Here is an 18,065-nt window from a genome sequence, read left to right on the forward strand (position 1 = left end):
TTGTAGGAGCGGCGTAAGCCGCGAAGCCGATGGCAATGCCCCGCCACTTGGCCGGCGATCTACGTGCAGGTAGCCGGCCGGGCTTCAGCCGGTAACACCACCAGCTTCGCGGCTCACGCCGCTCCTACAAACTGCCGGCTGCACCGATCGTTGCGCCGGGCAGGCATAATTCCCGCCTGTCTTTGGGAGTTGTGCACATGCTGGAAACAGTGGAGCAGGAAACCGGCGCGTCGCCGGAATGGTCGGTGATCTGGCTGCATGGCCTGGGTGCCGATGGCCATGATTTCGCGCCTATCGTGCCCGAGCTGGTGCGCCCGCAGTGGCCGGCGATCCGCTTCGTGTTCCCGCATGCGCCCAAGCGCCCGGTCAGCATCAACAACGGCATGCCGATGCGCGCCTGGTACGACATCGTCAGCATGGATTTCCGCAGCCGCGCCGATGCCAAGGGTGTCGCCGAATCGGTAGCGCAGCTGGAAGAGCTGATCGCCCGTGAACAGGCTCGCGGCATTCCCGCCAAGCGCATCGTGCTGGCCGGCTTCTCGCAGGGCGGGGCAATCATTTTGTCCGCCGGCCTCAAGCGCAGCGAGCCGGTAGCGGGCTTGGCAGCCTTGTCGACCTATCTGCCGGAAGTGGATGCCGCCCCGTCGCAGTTGGTCGACGGCGCTATCGCGCAACCGGTGTTCATGGCCCATGGCAGCGCTGATCCAGTGATTCCGCTGCAGATCGCCGAGCACAGCGCGCAGGTGCTCAAGACGCTGGGCTTCGGCGTGGAATGGCACCGTTACCAGATGGCCCACCAGGTCTGCGGCGAAGAGATCCACGCGCTGGGCGACTGGCTGCAGGCCCGTTTCGCGCAGATCTGATCCCTTTGTGAGCTGTACCGCAGTTGCCGGATTGTTGACGGCGGCGTGCAGCGAACCCGGCTACCATGTCGCCACGACTGGGGAGCCGTGAGCGAGGTACGAGGTGTGAAGGTAGTAATCGCCGATGACGAGCCATTGGCACGCGAGCGTTTGCGCGCGCTGCTGGCCGAGCTTGCGGGGGTGGATGTGGTTGGCGAGGCTGCCAATGGCAACGACGCCTTGCAGGTCTGCGCGCAGACCCAGCCGGATCTGGTGTTGCTGGACATCGCCATGCCGGGCATCGACGGGCTGGAAGTTGCCCGTCACCTGGCGCGCTTCGAGCCGCGCCCGGCGGTGGTGTTCTGCACCGCCTACGACGCCCATGCCTTGTCGGCCTTCGAGGCGGCGGCAATCGATTACCTGATGAAGCCGGTGCGCGGCGAGCGCCTGGCCGCCGCGCTGGAACGTGCGCGCACCTTCATTGCCGGCCGCGCCAATGCCGCCCCGGCTGCGGCCACGCAACCGCGACGGATGCTGTGCGCGCGCCTGCGCGGCAGCCTGCGTCTGGTGCCGGTGGAAGACATCCTCTACCTGCAGGCCGAGGAAAAATACGTGGTGGTGCATCACCTGCGCGGCGAGGACCTGATCGAAGAGTCGCTGCGCTCGCTGGAGGACGAGTTCTCCGGGCGCTTCATCCGCATCCACCGCAACTGCCTGATCGCCCGCGACAGGCTGCAGGAAGTCCGCCGCACCCCGGCCGGGCAGGTGCAGGCGGTGCTGCGTGATGTGCCGCATCCGCTGGAAATCAGCCGCCGCTGTGTGGCCGGGCTGAAGACCGAGATGGAACGGCTGTGACCCAGGGGCTGGCAGCGGCGATAATGGCCGCATGAGCATCCTGCGTATCGCCACCCGAAAGAGCCCGCTTGCCCTGTGGCAGAGCGAACACGTCGCCGACCGCCTGCGCCAGGCCCATCCGGGGCTGCAGGTGGAGCTTGTGCCGATGAGCACGCGCGGCGATGAAATCCTCGACCGCTCGCTGGCGGCCATCGGCGGCAAGGGCCTGTTCCTGAAGGAGCTGGAGCTGGCGATGTTGCGCGGCGAAGCCGATTGCGCGGTGCATTCGCTCAAGGACGTACCGATGGAGCTGGAAGCGCCGTTCGTGCTGCCGGCCATCCTGACCCGCGCCGACTCGGCTGACGCTTTCGTCTCCAACACCTATGCGTCGCTGGATGCCTTGCCGCAGGGTGCCTGCGTCGGCACTTCTTCATTGCGCCGGCAGGCACAGCTGCGCGCATTGCGCCCGGACCTGCAGTCGCGCGACCTGCGCGGCAACGTCAACACCCGTCTGGCCAAGCTGGATGCCGGCGAATACGACGCCATCATCCTGGCCTGTGCTGGTCTGGAACGCCTGGAGTTGGGCGCACGCATCCGTGATCGCCTGGTCGCCCCGCAGTGGCTGCCGGCGCCCGCACAGGCGGCGGTGGCGATTGAGTGCCGACAGGACGATGCGGGCACGATCGCACTACTCAAGGCGCTGGACGATGCCGCCACCCGCACCTGCGTGGAAGCGGAGCGGGCGATGAACCGCGCGCTCGATGGCAGCTGCCATGTGCCGGTGGCTGGCTTGGCGCAGTGGCGTGGTGATGACCTGTGGTTGCAGGGCCTGGTCGGCGGTGTCGCCGATGGCCGCGCGGTACGTGCGCAGGCGCAAGGCCCGGCGAGCGACCCGGAAGCCCTGGGTCAGGAAGTCGCACGTCAGCTGCTGGCCGGCGGCGCGGGCGAGCTGTTGCGCTGAGCCAGCTGTTGTAGGAGCGGCGTAAGCCGCGAAGCCACAAATGTCCGAAAACAACATGAGCGCCGCTTTCAGCGGCGCGCAAGCATGGCCAGCTTCGCGGCTGACGCCGCTCCCACAAAATCAACAGAACCAATGCTGGTTCTGCAGGATTGGCTGGTAACGCCTCTTGCCGAGCATGGCTCGGCACTACAGTGAGGCGAATGCCGGGCATGGCCCGGTACCTGCTTACTTGAAGCTGTAAACCACGTTCATCGTGGTCAGGGTGTCGGTCTTGCGCTTGTCTTCGGCGACGTCGCTGTTGTGGCGGGCCTGCCAGCCGGCCTTCAGCGCGAAGTGCTTGTTCATGCTGACCGAGACGCCGAAGTCGTTCTGCGCGAAGGTGTTGTACGAGCCCGATTCCACCAGCAGCGAATTCACCAGTTCGGTGTTCTCGGTAAGCGCGTACTTCAGGTCGAACAGGCCGCGGCCAATCAGGCCGGTGCGGTCTTCGTCGGTATCGGCGTTGTGCGAACGACGCACACCCGGGCCGATCTGCGTGTCCAGGATCAGGCGCTCACCATCGATCAGGCGCGTGCCGTAACCCAGACCGAAGCTGGCCTGGCGGTCGTAGGTGGCGAAATCGTCGCTTTCGTAACGCACGGTGGCGGTGAGCTGGCGGTGCTCGCCCAGCTGCAATGCACTGCCGGCGCTGCCGGTGTAGCGATTGGCGGTGGTCTGGCGCTTGCGGCGGGTGCTGCCGTCGTCCGAGGTCTCGGTGTATTCGGCGCTGGAGCGCAGACCGAACAGATCCATGTTGTGGATCCAGTCGTCGTCGGTGTAGCGCAGCTTCAGGCGGCCGTTGAAGCTTTCGGTGGTGCTGTTGCCGTGGGCCGAGGCAAAGCCCAGCTCACCGCCGCTGCCGCTCCATGGGGAGGTCATGGCGGCAAGGTCGGAGGCGTCGTCGGCCCAGGCCAGCGGGGCGGCCAGCAGCAACGGCAGCATCAAGGAAACACGCAGGGACATCAGGGGGATCTCCATGGGAGAGACGGGAATGGTTGGCGATTGGATGATACCGGATGGTCCCTGACCCCCAGGCCGATGGCGGGCCGGGGCTTCATTCGCTGTTATGCGGGGGCCGGCCTGCTCCATTGGCGCCCGGAGTCGGACATAATCCGGGCATGGACCGCTATGAACGCATCAACGCGCTGCATCGTCTGCTCAAGTCCGCCCGCTATCCGGTAACGGTGATGCGGTTGCAGGAGGAGTTGAGCTGTTCCCGTGCCACGGTCTACCGCGACCTGGCCTTCCTGCGTGACGCGCTGATGGCGCCGGTGGAGGGCGATGGCGAGGCCGGGTTCCGCTACCTGAGTGGGGAGAGCGACCGTTTCGAGCTGCCAGGCTTGTGGCTGAGCTCGGAGGAGCTGCACGCCTTGCTGGCGTCGCAGCACTTGCTGTCGCGCACTGGCGGCGGGGTGTTGTCGTCGATGCTGGCGCCGCTGCAGCAGCGCATCGAGGGCTTGTTGGCCGCACAGGCTGGAGCCTCGCATTGGCCGGTGGAGCGGGTGCGGGTGATTCCGCACCGCGGCCGCAAGCTGGATGAAGCCAGTTTCCGTACGGTGGCCTCCGGTGTGCTGGAGCGCAAGCAGCTGTCCTTTGAATACCGCGCACGTTCCACCGATGAGGCAACCCGCCGCACGGTGTCACCGCAGCGGATTACCCATTACCGGGACAACTGGTACCTGGATGCCTGGGACCATAGTCGTGAGGCGGTACGCAGCTTCGCGGTGGATCGCATCCATCAGGCGCGGCTGCTGGACCAGCCGGCACGCGATGTCGCCGATGAGGAATTGAACGAGCAGTTGGCGGCCAGTTACGGCATTTTCTCGGGCGCACCGAAGGGCTGGGCGACCATCGTGTTCAGTGCCAAGGCCGCGCGCTGGGTGGCCGATGAGCATTGGCATTCCAAGCAGCAGGGCCGGTTCCTTGCTGATGGGCGCTATGAATTGAAGGTGCCGTACAGCGTGTCGCGCGAGCTGTTGATGGACGTGCTGCATTACGGCTCGGACGCGGAGATTGTGGAGCCGCAGTCCCTGCGTGAGCAGGCCAAGGCGTTGCTGTCGCTGGCGTTGAGTAATTACGACTGAGGAAGCTTTGCTTGGGTTTGGGTTTGGGTTTGGGTTTGGGCTTGGGCTCGGCTTAGGCTCCGCTTCCGCTTCCGCTTCCGCTTTCGCTTTCGCTCTGCTTTGGTTTGGCTTTGGCTTTGGGTTTGGCCTTGGCTTTGCCCAGCTTTGCTCTGCTCATGCTCTGCTTTCCCCTCTCCCGCCTGCGGGAGAGGGGTAGGGGTGAGGGCAGCTCCTGCTTGTTGCTGTTGCCATTGCTGTTGCCGTTGTTTTTCGGAGCAGTAGATCAACGGCTACAGCTGAAGCAAAAGCAAAGCAAAAGCAAAGCAAAAGCTTCCCCTCACCCCTACCCCTCTCCCGGAAACGGGAGAGGGGATAGCAAGATCTAGAGCAACAGCAACAGCAACAGCAACAGCAAAGCCAAAGCACAAAAAAACAGCCGCTTTCGCGGCTGTTTTCTTTCAGATCACTCCGCCATCAAACCCGGCCGAAGATCAGCGTTGCATTGGTGCCGCCAAAGCCGAAGCTGTTCGACATCACCGTGTCCAGCTTCGCATCCTGCGTCTTGCGCAGAATCGGGAAGCCTTCCACACGCTCGTCCAGGGTTTCGATGTTCGCCGAGCCAGCCATGAAGCCATCACGCATCATCAGCAGGCAGTAGATCGCCTCGTGCACGCTGGCAGCGCCCAGCGAGTGGCCCGACAGCGCCTTGGTCGACGACAGCGGCGGCACGGCGTCACCGAACACCTGGCGCACCGCACCGAGCTCGGTCACGTCGCCCAGCGGCGTCGAGGTGCCGTGGGTGTTCAGATAATCGATCGGACGGTCCAGGCCTTCCATCGCCATCTTCATGCAGCGCACCGCGCCTTCGCCGGACGGGGCAACCATGTCGGCACCGTCGGAAGTCACACCGTAACCAACCAGTTCGGCATAGATGCGTGCACCACGGGCCACGGCGTGGTCGTAGTCTTCCAGTACCAGCATGCCGGCGCCGCCAGCGATGACGAAGCCGTCGCGGTTGGCGTCGTACGGGCGCGACGCGGTGGCCGGCGTTTCGTTGAAGCTGGTGGACAGTGCGCCCATGGCGTCGAACATCACGCTCATCGACCAATGCAGGTCTTCACCGCCACCGGCAAACATCACGTCCTGGGCGCCATGGCGGATCAGGTCGGCGGCAGCGCCGATGCAATGTGCCGAGGTGGCGCAGGCGGCCGACAGCGAGTAGCTCAGGCCCTTGATGCTGAAGGCGGTGGCCAGGTTGGCCGACACGGTCGAGCACATCGTGCGCGGCACCATGTACGGGCCTACCTTGCGTACGCCACGGTTGCGCAGCAGATCGGCCGCTTCAACCTGCCATTCGCTGGAGCCGCCGCCGGAGCCGGCGATCAGGCCGGTACGCACGTTGCTGACCTGGCTTTCGTCCAGGCCGGCATCGGCGATGGCATCGCGCATGGAAATGTAGCTGTACGACGCGGCATCGCTCATGAAACGCTTGAGCTTGCGGTCTACCTGCGCGTCCAGGTCGATGTCGACCTTGCCGCCGATCTGGCTGCGCAGGCCGGCTTCGGCGTGGTCGGGCAGGGCGACGATGCCGGGGCGGCTGTCACGCAGGGCGCTGGAGACGGTATCCAGATCGTTGCCAAGGCAGGACGTGATGCCCATGCCGGTAATGACGACACGACGCATCAGAAGCTCTCGGTTGAGGTGAACAGACCTACGCGCAGGTCCTTGGCGGTATAGATCTCGCGGCCGTCGACCAGCATGCGGGCGTCGGTCTGTGCCATCACCAGCTTGCGGTTGATCACGCGCGAGACATCGATTTCGTACTGCACCAGCTTGGCGCTGGGCAGCACCTGGCCGGTGAACTTGACCTCGCCACAGCCCAGCGCACGGCCGCGGCCTTCTGCGCCGAACCAGGTGAGATAGAAGCCGGTCAGCTGCCACATGGCATCCAGGCCCAGGCAGCCGGGCATCACCGGGTCGCCGATGAAGTGGCAGCCGAAGAACCACAGGTCAGGACGGATATCCAGCTCGGCCCGGATCATGCCCTTGCCGTGTGCGCCACCGTCCTCGCGGATCTCGGTGATGCGGTCGAACATCAGCATCGGGTCATTGGGGAGACGGCCTTTGTTCGGGCCGAAAAGTTCGCCACGCGCGCTGGCCAGCAGCTGGTCGCGCGAGAAAGCATGCAGACGGGTCATCCGGGGTAATCCAAAGCCATTGCGAGCCCCGGAGCATGCTGCAGCATTTCCGTTCAATCAAATGTTTTAACTGGACGGTTGCGTATGTTAGCTGCAGATAAGCGCCGTTCGCGGGCTGTTACGGGAGGTATGAATAAGTACATTTGTGAGGACAAGTGTGCATTTAGCGACAACAGCTATCATGTTGGCGACCTTTTGAGACTGTTGCCTTGAGCCAACAACGCAAGATCATCCACGTCGACATGGACGCCTTCTATGCGTCCGTGGAGCAACGTGATGACCCCGGTTTGCGCGGGAGGCCGGTTGTGGTGGCCTGGCGCGGGGCGCGTTCGGTGGTCTGCGCGGCCTCTTACGAAGCCCGTAAATTCGGGGTGCGTTCGGCGATGCCGGCGCTGCGCGCCGAGCGCCTGTGCCCGGATGCGGTATTCGTGCCGCCGGACTTTGCCCGCTACAAGGCGGTGTCGCGGCAGATCCGCGAGATTTTCCTGCAGCACACCCCGCTGGTGGAGCCGCTGTCGCTGGATGAGGCCTTCCTCGACGTCACCGAATCGCCGAGCTGCGACGGTATCGCCACCGAGATCGCACGTACCATCCGCGCGCAGATCCGCGAGACCACCGGCTTGACCGCCTCGGCAGGCATCGCCCCGAACAAGTTCCTGGCCAAGGTGGCCTCGGACTGGCGCAAGCCCGATGGCCAGTTCGTGGTGCCGCCGTCGAAGGTGGAGCAGTTCCTGACGCCCTTGCCGGTCAAGCGGGTGCCGGGCGTGGGCAAGGTGATGGAAGGCAAGCTGTCGGCGCTGGGCATTGTCACCGTCGGTGATCTGCGCGCGCTGCCGCTTGAACAACTGCAGGCCTTGTTCGGCAGTTTTGGCGCGGGTTTGTACCGGCGCGCGCGTGGCATCGACGAGCGGCCGGTGGAACCGGACCAGCCGGTGCAGTCGATTTCTTCCGAGGATACCTTCGCCGAAGACCTGCACATGGGCGAGTTCGACGAAGCGATCACCCAGTTGGCCGAGCGCACCTGGCGTGCAACCGGGCGTACCGAGCGCATCGGTCACACCGTCGTGCTGAAGTTGAAGACCGCGCAGTTCCGCATTCTCACCCGCAGCTATACACCGGATACCCCGCCAAGCTCGGTTGAAGACCTGCGCGACATCGCCCTGGCCTTGTGCCAGCGCGTGCAGTTGCCGGCGGATACGCGCTATCGCCTGGTCGGCGTGGGCTTGTCGGGCTTCCGTGATCGCGAAGAGCTGGTGATCCAGGGTGATTTGTTTCGCGGCATCTCGCTGGATTGAGTACATCCTCTGCGCGACGCGGCGCCGCTACAATCGATGCTCATTTTCCGGGAGTGTGGATGCGTGGCGATTACGGCCTTGGTGTTCGATTTGGATGGCACGCTGGTGGACAGCGCAGGTGATATCGCCGAGGCAGTGAACCTCACATTGGAAGAGCTGGCGTTGCCGCGCGTCTCCGAGGCGACGGTACGCAGCTGGATAGGCGAGGGTGTACGCAATCTGGTGTCCACCGCATTGGCGAACGCAGGCAGTGCGTTGACGTTGGAAGAGGTGATGTCGGTTTTCATGGGCCATTACAAGGCCTGCCTGCTGCGCAGCCCGCGCCTCTACGACGGCGTTGGTGAGGCCTTGACCGCATTGCAGGCCCGCGGCCTGCCGATGGCGATCTGCACCAACAAGCCGGCGGCGATGGTTGCGCCCTTGTTGCAGCATCTGGGCATTGCTGGCTTCTTCGCGCACATCATTGGTGGCGATTCCTTGCCGCAGCGCAAGCCTGCAGCGGAGCCGCTGTTGCATGTGGCAGGCTTGCTGCAGCAGCCGGTGGTGGATTGCCTGATGGTTGGTGATTCGGGCACCGATCTGGGCGCGGCCAACAATGCCGGCATGCCGATCGTGCTGGTGCGCTATGGCTATTCGCGCGACCTGGATCTGGATGCGGCTGAAGCAGTGGCGGTGATCGACGATATGCGTGAGTTGGTGGCGATCGTCGCGTAGCCGGGCTTTTGTAGGAGCGGCATAAGCCGCGAAGCCGACAGCAATGAAGTCGCAGGGATTTCCGCAATCGGGCGGTCTATCAGCTTCGCGGCTTACGCCGCTCCTACAAATCAGAGGCCACAACCTCATTGCCCGTAGTTATCAATAATCATTCTCATTTAGTGTAGAATACGGGCAATCCGCAGCCTGTCTGGCGTTTGTTTCCGGCAGCTGCATTCGATATCCGTCGTTCCTCAAGCTGTTCGCCAGAGGGGCGCATCCCCACTGTCGAGAGGCTTTCCCCCATGTCCCGTCGTTCGTCGTCGCGGTTGTCCGCGCGTGCCTTGTTGTCCCGCCATCCCCTTTCCGCTGCGCTGGCATTGAGCGCCTTGCTCGCCGGTCCGGCACTGGCCGAAGGCGCGGCACCGGCGACCGACATCGACACCGTGCACGTCACCGCCGAACAGATCGCCAAGCAGGCACTGGGCAGCTCGGTGATCACCTCTGTCGATCTGGAACGCCTGCCGCCGGCCAACGATCTGTCTGAAGTGATCCGGCGCATGCCCGGCATCAACCTGACCGGCAATACCGCATCCGGCTCCTACGGCAATTTCCGTCAGATCGACATCCGCGGCATGGGCCCGGAAAACACCTTGATCCTGATCGATGGTCGCCCGGTCAGTTCGCGTGATTCGGTACGCATGGGCCGCAGCGGCGAGCGCAACAGCCGCGGCGACAGCAACTGGGTGCCGGCCGAAGCGGTCGAGCGCATCGAAGTGCTGCGTGGTCCGGCCGCTGCACGTTACGGCTCGGGTGCTTCCGGTGGTGTGGTCAACATCATCACCAAGAAGCCGACCGGCGACCTGACCGGCTCGCTGACCTTGTACGGCAGCCAGGCCGAGCACAGTGACGAAGGCGACAGCGAGCGCGTCGGCTTCCAGTTGTCCGGTCCGTTGAGCGAACAGCTGTCGTTCCGCCTGTTCGGCAACGTCAACAAGACCGAGCCGGATGCCTTGTCGCTCAATGAGAAGTTCGCCACCGGCGTGACGCCGCCAGCCGGCCGCGAAGGTGTGCGCAACCGCGATATCAGCGGCCTGCTGCGCTATGACATCAACGACAACCATGTGCTGGAACTGGATGCCAGCGTCAGCCGCCAGGGCAATATCTACTCCGGCGAGCGCGGCGTCAGCAGTGACGGCTTCGAGCGCTTGAATGCGCTGTATGGCGCGGAAACCAATGTGATGCTGCGCCGCTCGTTCGGCCTGACCCATCGCGGCAGCTACGACTGGGGCACCTCACGCATCACCGCGGCCTATGACGACACCGACAATACCCGCTTGAATGAGGGCCTGGCCGGCGGCCCGGAAGGTTCGATCACCGAAGGTGCGACCTTCTCCACCTCCGAGCTGACCTCCACCCGCGTCGACGGCGAGATCAATGTGCCGCTGAACTGGGGCGGCATCGAGCAGGTCGCAACGCTGGGCTTCGAGTACCGCGACATGGAACTCAACGATCCCTACTCGGTGACCCAGACCTCCAGTAGCGGTGGCGGCATCCCAGGTTACGACGGCGTGCGCACCGGCAAGAGCGACCAGCAGTTCGCGGCGGTATTCGTCGAGGACAACCTGTACATCGGCGAGCGCTGGACGCTGACCCCCGGGTTGCGCTTCGATCACCATTCGCAGTTCGGCAACAACCTCAGTCCCAGCCTCAATGTGCAGTTCAAGCTGGCCGAGGATTGGGCGATCAAGGGCGGCATCGCGCGTGCGTTCAAAGCGCCCAACCTCTATCAGGCCAACCCGGACTATCTCTATTACACGCGTGGCAATGGCTGCCCGGTGCTGAGCCCGAACCAAGGCTCTGGCTGCTACGTGATGGGTAATGCCAACCTCGATCCGGAAACCAGCATCAACAAGGAAATCGGCATCGAGTGGGCGCCGGACAACGGCTGGCATGCCTCGGTTACCTATTTCCACAACGACTACAAGGACAAGATCGTTGCCGGCCAGGACCGCATCGGCATCACCAATGACACCAAGGGTCAGGTGTTCCAGTGGACCAATGCGCCGGAGGCCATCATCCGTGGCGTCGAAGGCAACGTGAAGGTGCCGCTGATCGGCGGTGGCGATGTGCTGTCGTGGAATACCAATGTCACCTGGATGATCGAGAATGTCGACAAGACCACCGATCAGCCGCTGTCCATCATTCCCGAGTACACCGTAAACACCTTCCTGGATTGGCAGGTCAATGCGCAGTTGTCGTTCATGCTGACCGGCACCTTCTACGGCAAGCAGGAATCGGCGACGCAGGCCAGCACCACCGGTGCGGCATTGCCGCCGGATACGCGCGCTGCCTATGACTTGTGGAGCCTGGGTGGGCAGTACCGGATCACGCCGAAGGTGCGCGTCGGTGGTGGTATCAACAACCTGTTCGACAAGCGTCTGTTCCGCGAAGGCACCACCAGCACCAGCGCCACCGGTGCGGGTGCTGCCACTTACAACGAGCCCGGCCGCAGCTACTGGGTGAACCTGACCGTCGGCTTCTGATCCAGGCATAGCGATGACAACTCACATGCGTATCCGCTTTCACTCACTGCTCGCCCTGGCCTCGCTGGTGTTGCTCGGCGTAGTCGCGCCGATGGCAGTGGCCCAGCAACGCAACCCTGCGCAGCTGATGGGCCAGACCGTTGCCGACACCGGCTCGGCGCACTACCGCTTTGAACGCTTCGTGGTACGCAGTGATGATGGCCAGCGCACCTGGCGGGTCAACCTCGGCATCCCTGCCGGTAAGGCACCGACGGCGGGTTTCCCGGCGCTGTGGATGCTGGATGGCAATGGCGCGTTGATGGAATTCGACGCGCCGCTGCTGGAGGAACTGGCGCAGAAGCAGCCAACGGTGCTGGTGTTTGTCGGCTACGACAACCAGCAGCGCATCGATTCGCCCGCCCGTACCCGCGATTACACGCCGATTGCCGACCAGCCCGAAGACGGCGGCGCGGCGGTAGGCGGTGGCGCCGATGCGTTCCTGGAAGTGATCGAGCGGCGCATCCGTCCGCAGCTGGCACAGCACGTGGCAACCGATGCCAACAAGCAGGCACTGTGGGGCCATTCGCTGGGCGGGTTGTTCGTGCTGCACACGCTGTACACGCGCAGCGGCGCATTCCAGACCTATGTGCCGGCCAGCCCGTCGTTGTGGTGGCAGCAGGGCGCGATGCTGGGTGCTCCCGAGCGCCAGTTCATCGGTAACAACGCCGGTCATCCGGCACGGGTGCTGTTGATGCTTGGTGGCGGTGAGCGTGAGCGCGATACCAGCAACCGTGACATGAGCAATCCACGGGTGCTGGCACACTTGAAGCGCGTCTCCGGCGCACCGTCCGATGCCGCCGAGCAATTGTCTGCGCGCCTGCGGCAGGTGCCGGGACTGGATGTCGAGTACCACCAGTTCGATGGCCTCGGCCATGGCCCGATGTTCCGCGCCTCGTTGATGCGCGCGCTGCATGAAATCACCGGCGTGCGTGATCGCAGCGCGGAGCCGCGCTCCTGATATGACTTCCAAGTCCGGGCCGACGGCCCGGCACTCCATTACCCAGGCAGCGTCACCGCCCAGGCAGAAACCCACGATGCGCGCGACGTCGCGCAGCACCCAAGAGGTAATGCCCGATGGCAAACGTTCGTTCTATTACTGCTTCCACCACCGCCCGCGCGGCGCGTCCGCATCTGCTCGGGCTGGCGTTGTTGCTGGCCACCGGCGCTGCCGGCGCCCAGGTATTCGCCCAGCCGGATACCGCATTCAACGGCAGCGTGCGCGCTACCGCACCGGTGGTGTTGCCGGGCAGCGAAACCGGTATTGAAGGCAACGGTTTCACCCCGGGCCAGAAGGTGACCTTGCTGCGCGGTGAGACCGTGCTCAACGCACAGCCTTATGTCGCCAATGGCGAAGGCAAGTTCAGCGGCACGCTGGCTATCCCGGCCGATGCCGTCGCCGGCCCGCAGCCGATCGTGGTGCGTGCAGCTGCGCCGGACGCCGCAGCGGTGTTCTCGCTGAAGGTTTCGCGCGAAGTGCCGCTGTCCGGCCAGGAGCGCATCCAGGCCGCCAGCAACCGTCTGGTGCAGGGCTTGTACCAGGTCGCCTACAGCCCGGCCAGCAAGGCCGCATTCGTGACCAGCGCCGTCGGCCGCCCGCCGGTGAAGCAGTCCGAGCTGCTCAAGGTGGACCCGGAATCGCTGCAGATCATCGCCCGTGTATCGCCGCAGGCAGCACCAGGCAATGACGGCAACCTGTTCGCCGTGTACGGCGTGGGCGTGGACGACGCCAACGGCAATGTGTGGGTGACCAATACCCGCCAGGACACGGTGGCGGTCTACCGCCAGTCCGACCTGTCGCTGGTCAAGCAGTACCCGGTCGGCGCGGTGTCGCATGCGCGTGACGTGGTGGTCGATGCCCAGCGCAACCGCGCCTATGTCTCGGCCACCGGTGCCGACTACATCAGCGTGTTCGACACCCGCACGCTGCAGCAGCTGGACAACATCACCATCGCCTCCGGCAAGCGCGGCGAGACCTTCACTCCGGGCAGCCTGGACATCGATACGGCTACCGGCAAGGTCTATACCGTCAGTCTGGCCGCCGCCGAGGCGGCGATCATCGACGGTGCCAGCGGCAAGGTGGAGAAGGTGTTCCCGCTGGCCGGCGCGCGTGATGCGATCGGCGTTGCTTGGAACCCGGTGGCCAAGCGCCTGCTGGTGGTATCGCAGGGCAGCGACAACCTGCTGATCGTCGACCCGGCCACGGCCAAGGTCGAGCACGATGTCTACGTCGGCGCCGGTTCCTTGAACGTGTCCTACAGCCCGAGCACGCGCCTGGCCTATGTCAGCAACCGCGCTGCCGGCACCGTCACGGTGGTTGATGAAGGCGGCAAGATCGTTGCCAACCTCGACGGCGGCACCTACCCAAACCACGTCAGCAAGGGCCCGGATGCGGTGATGTTCGCGATCAACAAGTCCAAGGGCGCCGATGACGCCAAGGGCGATCGCATCACCCGCCTGCTGCCTGTGCAGCGCTGAGTGATCCGCCGCGCCCTGTGCGCGGCAAGGCGATAAACGCGCGGGAGATGCCGGCAACGGCATCTCCCGCACTGCCATCAAAATCTGGCTGGCACGCAGCTCCGATGCGTCGGCCAATCTGGTAACCGAGGAAATGTTGATGAAAGCCACCACCCTTGTTCCGACCAGCCTCGGCCTGCTGCTGGCCGTGCTGATTACCGGCTGTGATCGCAGCCCGGCACCACCGCCGGCCGCAGTCGAAGCCCCTGCAGTTGCAGCGCCTGCTACCGATGCCGCTGATGCGAGCGTATTGCCGGCGGGTTGGAAGCGCGTGGCCGGGCAGGACGTGCCGCAGGTGGCTGCAGCAGCGCCGCAGCTACCGGCCAAGCTGCGCTCGGACGATGGCGTGGAGGTCGAAGTGACCGACATCAGTCGCATCGTCGCAGGGGGCGATGATGTGATCGCGGTGATCGAAGCGCTGGGTCTGGGCGGCAAGGTCTATGCCGCGCCGGAGCGCTCGGCAACGGTCGCAGGCAAGGCGGCCCCCAAGCACTTCCTGTTCAACCGCACCACCGGTGTGGAAGGCGTGCTGAGCCTGGACGGAACCCTGTTCCTCGGCAACAGCCTGCGCCGCCATTCGGTGCTGGCCGAACGCCTGCGCGCGACCGGCCATGCCGCGGTGGTGATCGATGACCTGCAGCCGCCGGCGGACAAGGTGCGCAAGGTGGCTGCTGCGCTTGGTCTGTCTGCACAGGGCGAGGAGTTGGCTGGCAAGGTGCAGGCACAGCTCGATCAGGCCGCAGCCATTGCCAAGGACAATGCGAAGCGCCCGCGGGTGATCGCGTTGTCGGCGAGCGGCGCCGGTGGTCTGCCGACCGTGGCCGGTGCCGACAGCGCCGCCAACCAACTGATCACCATCGCTGGTGGCATCAACATCGGCGAAGAAGCGGGCGTGGCCAACTACTCCCAACTCAGCAACGAGGGCGTTGTTGCGGCAGCGCCAGACGTGATCCTGGTAACGGAGAACGACCTGCATCTGTTCGGCGGTGAAGCCGGCCTGTGGAAGGCCTATCCAACCCTGAAGCACACGCCGGCCGGTGCGTCCAACCGTGTCTGGGTGATGCCTGATGTCGAACTGAAATCCACCAGCGTGGGTTCTGGTGCCGGTGCACTGGCCTTGGCGCAGGCGCTGGCGGAGTTGTCGCGCGGATGATGTCGGCGCAGGTCCGGCGGCCGAACGGCGCGCTGTTGCTATGTCTGTTGCTGGCGGTGCTGCTGGGGGCGGTGCTGTTGTCGTTCGGCACCGGCCCGCTGAAGCTGCCTGCGGCCGACGTGCTGCGGGCGATGGCGGCGCAGTTCGGCTTGGCGGATCCGCAGTCGATCAGTGCCCGCGACATGGGCGTGGTCTGGCAGCTGCGCATTCCACGCGCGCTGTTGGGCGCATTGGTTGGTGCGTCGCTGGCGATGGCCGGCGTTGCACTGCAAGGTCTGTTTGGCAACCCGCTTGCTGATCCCGGCATCGTCGGCGTCAGCCAGGGCGCGGCGTTGGGGGCGGTGGCGGCCATCGTGCTCGGCGCGGGTGCATTCGCTGTGTGGTTGATTCCACTGGCGGCATTCGCGGGTGGTGCTGGCGCGACGACCTTGATCTATCTGCTGGCGCGGCCGGGGCGCGGTGAAGGCACCGCGACCCTGCTGCTGGTCGGTATCGCGATTGGTGCGGGCTGCTCGGCGGCGGTCGGCTTCCTGACCTACATCGCCAGCGAGAGTGAACTGCAGTCGCTGGTGTTCTGGCAGATGGGCTCCTTGGCGCAAGCCAGTTGGAGCGACGTGGCCGCGGTCACGCCGGTATTCGTGATCGGCCTGCTGGCACTGCTGCGGCTGGCCACGCCCTTGGACATGCTTGCGCTCGGTGAGCGCCAGGCACGCCATATCGGCCTGGATGTCGCGCGCACGCGACTGTTGCTGGTCGCTTTCAGTGCGTTGCTGGTTGGTGCAGCGGTGGCATTTGCGGGCAGCGTCAGTTTCGTCGGTCTGGTGGTGCCGCATCTGGTGCGGATGCTGGTTGGCCCCGGGCATCGTTGGCTGTTGCCTTTGTCGGGCGTGGTCGGTGCGTTGTTGATCGTGGTGGCCGATACCGCCGCACGCACATTGGATCCGCCTTCGGAAATACCGCTCGGCTTGTTCTCCGCTGCCTTGGGCGCGCCGTTCTTCCTGTGGCTGGTGCTGCGCAAGCGCGGGGGTAGGGCATGAGCGCGCCCTTGCTGGAATTGCGTGGGGTCAGCGTGCTGCGTGGCAGTCGCCAGGTGTTGGCGGGTGTTGATCTGGCGTTACAGGCGGGCACGCTGACCGCCCTGGTTGGTCCCAATGGTGCAGGCAAGTCGACCTTGTTGGCCCTGCTTGCCGGTGATGCCGAGCCGGATGCCGGGCAGGCATTGCTGCAAGGTCGTGCACTAGCCGACTGGCCGGTGCGTGAGCTTGCCCTGCAGCGGGCGGTGATGGCGCAGGATCATGCTGTGCACTTTGCCTTCAGCGTGCGCGAAGTGGTGGCGATGGGGCGCCTGCCGCATCCACCGCAACCACGGCAGGATGCGGAGATCGTAGAAGCTGCGTTACTTGAGGTGGATGTTGCCGGCCTCGCCGGTCGCGATGTGCAGACACTGTCCGGTGGTGAGGCAGCACGCACCTCGCTTGCCCGTGCCTTGGCGCAGCAGACGCCGGTGCTGCTGCTGGATGAGCCAACCGCCGCGCTCGATCTTCGCCATCAGGAGCGCACTCTGCGCAGTGCCCGCGAGCTCGCAGCGCAGGGCCGTTGCGTGGTGGTGGTATTGCACGACCTCAACCTGGCATCGGCCTATGCCGACCGCATCGTGATGCTGTGCGATGGACGCATTGCCGCTGATGGTTCACCGCGTGAGGTGCTGACCAGCGACACCATCGGCAAGGTCTACGGCCAGCCGGTGCAGGTGATCGAGCATCCCACGCGCTGCGTACCGCTGGTTGTTGCCTGCGACGACTGAGTATCCGGCGGTGCGTGGGCGAAGTCGTGCTGTTTGCACACATCGCTTTGCGTATTGGCGGAATGACTACTTCGGCGCTGCCGCCAGCGCCCGATAGTCGCGCGGCGTCATGCCCACGGTGTGCTTGAACTGTCGCGCAAATGCACTCTGGTCGGAGAATCCGCAGGCCTGGCCAACACTGGCGATGCTGGTGTCGGTGAACAGCATGCGGGTGGCGGCCTCGATGCGGAACTTGGTCAATAACTGCTGTGGCGTCAGCTGGAATACCTTCTTGAACAAGCGTTCCAGCTGCGCGACCGAGACGCCACTCTTGCCGGCGAGCGTGCGCACGCGCAGCGGCTCGTGGAAATGCGCTTGCATGTATTCCACTGCAGCGTGCAGACGCTGGAAGGAAGAGTCCTCGCGATCCGGTTGGCCGAGATCACGTGAGATGCCGATCAAACCGACGATGCGGTTGTCTTCCACCAGCGGCTGCTTGAGGGTGAGGCACCAGCCCGGGCTGCGGTTTGCATAGAGCTGCAGCTCAAGCATGTCTTCGATCACTTCACCGGTCAGCACGCGACGGTCCTGCAGGATGTAGCGCGCGGCCAGGTGTGCAGGATAAAGCTGCAATACGCTCCTGCCGACGATCTCCTCGCGGCTCTTCTTCGCCAGCCGCTGCATCAAGGTCTGGTTGACGTGTGTATACCGGCATTCGGTGTCCTTGATGAAGAACACCACGTCGGGAAGTGGATCAAACATGCGCACCAATACCTGCGGTGACAGGGTGACGGCCATGGCAGTGCTCTCCGTTGCAGAGCGCACACCCTGCCATTCCAGCGGCCGTCTCTCAAGCGCAATAAGTATGCTGAAATCCGCATCGTGCAGGCCAAGATACGCCTAGCGCGCGGCATCGGCTGCAGTGGAATATTGAGCTCGAAATGTACGGTCATGACGTGCTTTCGTTTCTGCAGATGCCTTTAAATCAGTTGGTTGCAGTTGTTACAGGTTGTTCTGTTTTTTTCGGCCTTGCACGTTGATCAGCGTGCGGGCATGCGCCGAGGCCGGTCAGGGGGCTGGTATTAGGCGGATCTCAAAACATATG

Annotated in this window: 16 protein-coding genes; 12 read left to right on the plus strand and 4 right to left on the minus strand. The window is 64.5% G+C overall.

Annotated features, from left to right (window positions below):
• Positions 1–197: 197 nt before the first annotated feature.
• The 3 genes from Q5Z11_RS03615 (at position 198) to hemC (ending at position 2,637) form a co-directional block, all read left to right on the plus strand.
• Positions 198–863, plus strand: a complete 666-nt coding sequence (locus tag Q5Z11_RS03615; protein WP_303748762.1) for an alpha/beta hydrolase — start codon at positions 198–200, stop codon at positions 861–863.
• A 105-nt stretch (positions 864–968) separates the two neighbouring features.
• Positions 969–1,697: a LytR/AlgR family response regulator transcription factor gene (locus tag Q5Z11_RS03620; RefSeq protein WP_303748763.1), complete on the plus strand. Its 729-nt coding sequence runs from the start codon at positions 969–971 to the stop codon at positions 1,695–1,697.
• A 31-nt stretch (positions 1,698–1,728) separates the two neighbouring features.
• Positions 1,729–2,637, plus strand: coding sequence for a hydroxymethylbilane synthase (gene hemC, locus Q5Z11_RS03625; RefSeq protein WP_303748764.1), 909 nt, complete (start codon positions 1,729–1,731; stop codon positions 2,635–2,637).
• A 225-nt stretch (positions 2,638–2,862) separates the two neighbouring features.
• Here the strand turns inward: hemC and Q5Z11_RS03630 are convergent, their stop codons facing one another.
• Positions 2,863–3,639 (minus strand): DUF481 domain-containing protein, encoded by a 777-nt coding sequence (locus Q5Z11_RS03630; protein WP_303748765.1) that lies wholly within the window; start codon positions 3,637–3,639, stop codon positions 2,863–2,865.
• Between the two features lie 155 nt (positions 3,640–3,794).
• Here Q5Z11_RS03630 and Q5Z11_RS03635 point away from each other — a divergent pair, with 155 nt between their 5' ends.
• The gene (locus Q5Z11_RS03635) at positions 3,795–4,760 is read left to right on the plus strand and encodes a helix-turn-helix transcriptional regulator (RefSeq protein ID WP_282273353.1); all 966 of its coding nucleotides are present in this window, start codon (positions 3,795–3,797) and stop codon (positions 4,758–4,760) included.
• A gap of 453 nt (positions 4,761–5,213) precedes the next feature.
• On the opposite strand, the gene fabB is transcribed toward Q5Z11_RS03635, so the two are convergent.
• Positions 5,214–6,422 (minus strand): beta-ketoacyl-ACP synthase I, encoded by a 1,209-nt coding sequence (gene fabB, locus Q5Z11_RS03640; RefSeq protein WP_303748766.1) that lies wholly within the window; start codon positions 6,420–6,422, stop codon positions 5,214–5,216.
• Positions 6,422–6,937: a 3-hydroxyacyl-[acyl-carrier-protein] dehydratase FabA gene (gene fabA, locus Q5Z11_RS03645; RefSeq protein ID WP_303748767.1), complete on the minus strand. Its 516-nt coding sequence runs from the start codon at positions 6,935–6,937 to the stop codon at positions 6,422–6,424. Before fabA ends, fabB begins: the two co-directional genes overlap by 1 nt.
• Before the next feature lie 209 nt (positions 6,938–7,146).
• Here fabA and dinB point away from each other — a divergent pair, with 209 nt between their 5' ends.
• The 8 genes from dinB to Q5Z11_RS03685 all read left to right on the plus strand — a co-directional run bounded on the left by dinB (position 7,147) and on the right by Q5Z11_RS03685 (position 16,981).
• A complete protein-coding gene (gene dinB, locus Q5Z11_RS03650) occupies positions 7,147–8,232 on the plus strand; it encodes a DNA polymerase IV (protein WP_303748768.1) in 1,086 nt (361 codons plus the stop codon).
• A gap of 63 nt (positions 8,233–8,295) precedes the next feature.
• Positions 8,296–8,946, plus strand: coding sequence for a phosphoglycolate phosphatase (gph, locus tag Q5Z11_RS03655; protein ID WP_303748769.1), 651 nt, complete (start codon positions 8,296–8,298; stop codon positions 8,944–8,946).
• 284 nt (positions 8,947–9,230) lie between these two features.
• Positions 9,231–11,471, plus strand: coding sequence for a TonB-dependent siderophore receptor (locus Q5Z11_RS03660; RefSeq protein WP_303748770.1), 2,241 nt, complete (start codon positions 9,231–9,233; stop codon positions 11,469–11,471).
• A gap of 25 nt (positions 11,472–11,496) precedes the next feature.
• Positions 11,497–12,468 (plus strand): alpha/beta hydrolase, encoded by a 972-nt coding sequence (locus Q5Z11_RS03665; protein WP_303748771.1) that lies wholly within the window; start codon positions 11,497–11,499, stop codon positions 12,466–12,468.
• Positions 12,469–12,584: 116 nt separating this feature from the next.
• A complete protein-coding gene (locus Q5Z11_RS03670) occupies positions 12,585–13,985 on the plus strand; it encodes a YncE family protein (protein ID WP_303748772.1) in 1,401 nt (466 codons plus the stop codon).
• A gap of 139 nt (positions 13,986–14,124) precedes the next feature.
• Positions 14,125–15,177: a heme/hemin ABC transporter substrate-binding protein gene (locus Q5Z11_RS03675; protein WP_303748773.1), complete on the plus strand. Its 1,053-nt coding sequence runs from the start codon at positions 14,125–14,127 to the stop codon at positions 15,175–15,177.
• Positions 15,174–16,214: a FecCD family ABC transporter permease gene (locus Q5Z11_RS03680; protein WP_303748774.1), complete on the plus strand. Its 1,041-nt coding sequence runs from the start codon at positions 15,174–15,176 to the stop codon at positions 16,212–16,214. The genes Q5Z11_RS03675 and Q5Z11_RS03680 overlap by 4 nt, the downstream gene beginning before the upstream one ends.
• The gene (locus tag Q5Z11_RS03685; protein ID WP_303748775.1) at positions 16,211–16,981 is read left to right on the plus strand and encodes a heme ABC transporter ATP-binding protein; all 771 of its coding nucleotides are present in this window, start codon (positions 16,211–16,213) and stop codon (positions 16,979–16,981) included. Before Q5Z11_RS03680 ends, Q5Z11_RS03685 begins: the two co-directional genes overlap by 4 nt.
• 66 nt (positions 16,982–17,047) lie before the next feature.
• Here the strand turns inward: Q5Z11_RS03685 and Q5Z11_RS03690 are convergent, their stop codons facing one another.
• A complete protein-coding gene (locus tag Q5Z11_RS03690; protein WP_303748776.1) occupies positions 17,048–17,758 on the minus strand; it encodes an AraC family transcriptional regulator in 711 nt (236 codons plus the stop codon).
• Positions 17,759–18,065: the final 307 nt, after the last annotated feature.

Origin of the sequence: Stenotrophomonas sp. 610A2, from assembly GCF_030549615.1 — a bacterium.
Taxonomy (GTDB): Bacteria; Pseudomonadota; Gammaproteobacteria; order Xanthomonadales; family Xanthomonadaceae; genus Stenotrophomonas; species Stenotrophomonas pigmentata.

Excerpts from the sequence above, each read along its gene's own strand:
- Q5Z11_RS03665 (WP_303748771.1), top strand. The coding sequence starts at position 11,497 with ATGCGTATCCGCTTTCACTCACTGCTCGCCCTGGCCTCGCTGGTGTTG.
- Q5Z11_RS03690 (WP_303748776.1), bottom strand. The coding sequence starts at position 17,758 with ATGGCCGTCACCCTGTCACCGCAGGTATTGGTGCGCATGTTTGATCCA.
- Q5Z11_RS03660 (WP_303748770.1), top strand. The coding sequence starts at position 9,231 with ATGTCCCGTCGTTCGTCGTCGCGGTTGTCCGCGCGTGCCTTGTTGTCC.
- hemC (WP_303748764.1), top strand. The coding sequence starts at position 1,729 with ATGAGCATCCTGCGTATCGCCACCCGAAAGAGCCCGCTTGCCCTGTGG.
- fabB (WP_303748766.1), bottom strand. The coding sequence starts at position 6,422 with ATGCGTCGTGTCGTCATTACCGGCATGGGCATCACGTCCTGCCTTGGC.
- Q5Z11_RS03635 (WP_282273353.1), top strand. The coding sequence starts at position 3,795 with ATGGACCGCTATGAACGCATCAACGCGCTGCATCGTCTGCTCAAGTCC.
- Q5Z11_RS03670 (WP_303748772.1), top strand. The coding sequence starts at position 12,585 with ATGGCAAACGTTCGTTCTATTACTGCTTCCACCACCGCCCGCGCGGCG.
- Q5Z11_RS03630 (WP_303748765.1), bottom strand. The coding sequence starts at position 3,639 with ATGTCCCTGCGTGTTTCCTTGATGCTGCCGTTGCTGCTGGCCGCCCCG.
- Q5Z11_RS03680 (WP_303748774.1), top strand. The coding sequence starts at position 15,174 with ATGATGTCGGCGCAGGTCCGGCGGCCGAACGGCGCGCTGTTGCTATGT.
- Q5Z11_RS03675 (WP_303748773.1), top strand. The coding sequence starts at position 14,125 with ATGAAAGCCACCACCCTTGTTCCGACCAGCCTCGGCCTGCTGCTGGCC.
- Q5Z11_RS03685 (WP_303748775.1), top strand. The coding sequence starts at position 16,211 with ATGAGCGCGCCCTTGCTGGAATTGCGTGGGGTCAGCGTGCTGCGTGGC.
- Q5Z11_RS03615 (WP_303748762.1), top strand. The coding sequence starts at position 198 with ATGCTGGAAACAGTGGAGCAGGAAACCGGCGCGTCGCCGGAATGGTCG.
- fabA (WP_303748767.1), bottom strand. The coding sequence starts at position 6,937 with ATGACCCGTCTGCATGCTTTCTCGCGCGACCAGCTGCTGGCCAGCGCG.